We start from the raw sequence: 1,006 nt of genomic DNA on the forward strand, positions 1-1,006 counted from the left end.
GCAGCGATGGACCCGACCGACGCTGACGCGAATCCGGGCAACGGCGCCGAGCAGCAGGCTTGAGCAGCAGGCTTTCGACCTTCCGCCAGGTCTGGCGAAGAAGGCGGATTCGAGCGACGTCGAACACGGCAACTCGGACCACTCAAACTCTGCAGACGCACCGGACGCGGCCGAGACCGTCGTGGCGGCCGACAGCGCGGACCACGGTAACTCGCAGCACGCGTCGGAGCCTACGCAGACGGCAGCGATGGCCTCGACCGACGCTGACGCGAATCCGGGCAACGGCGCCGAGCAGCAGGCTTCGGACCTGCCGCCAGGCCTGGCGAAGAAGGCGGACGCGAGCGACGTCGAACACGGCAACTCGGACCACTCGAACTCCGCGGACGCGCCGGACGCCACCGCGACCGTCGAAACGAGCGTCGTCACGGCCGACAACGCGGACCACGGCAACTCGCAGCAAGCGTCGGAGCCAACGCAAACGGCAGCGACGGACTCGACTGACGCTGACGCCAAGCCGGGCAATGGCGTCGGCAATAGCGCCGAGCAGCAGGCGTCGGACCTTCCACCAGGGCTCGCGAAGAAGGCGGATTCGAGCGACGACGAACACGGCAACTCGGGGCACTCAAACTCTGCAGACGCGCCGGACGCTACCGCGACCGTCGTCACGGCCGACAGCGCGGACCACGGCGACTCGCAGCACGCGTCGGAGCCTACGCAGACGGCAGCGATGGACCCGACCGACGCTGACGCGAATCCGGGCAACGGCGCCGAGCAGCAGGCTTTCGACCTTCCGCCAGGTCTGGCGAAGAAGGCGGATTCGAGCGACGTCGAACACGGCAACTCGGACCACTCAAACTCTGCAGACGCACCGGACGCGGCCGAGACCGTCGTGGCGGCCGACAGCGCGGACCACGGTAACTCGCAGCACGCGTCGGAGCCTACGCAGACGGCAGCGATGGCCTCGACCGACGCTGACGCGAATCCGGGCAACGGCGCCGAGCAGCAG

The 1,006-nt window shown here is 68.8% G+C and carries 1 pseudogene; it reads left to right on the top strand.

Annotated features, from left to right (window positions below):
* Nucleotides 1–1,006: pseudogene (locus A7X65_RS42995) on the top strand (LuxR C-terminal-related transcriptional regulator); the annotation flags it as partial.

This window comes from Bradyrhizobium stylosanthis (assembly GCF_001641335.1).
Lineage (GTDB): Bacteria > Pseudomonadota > Alphaproteobacteria > Rhizobiales > Xanthobacteraceae > Bradyrhizobium > Bradyrhizobium stylosanthis.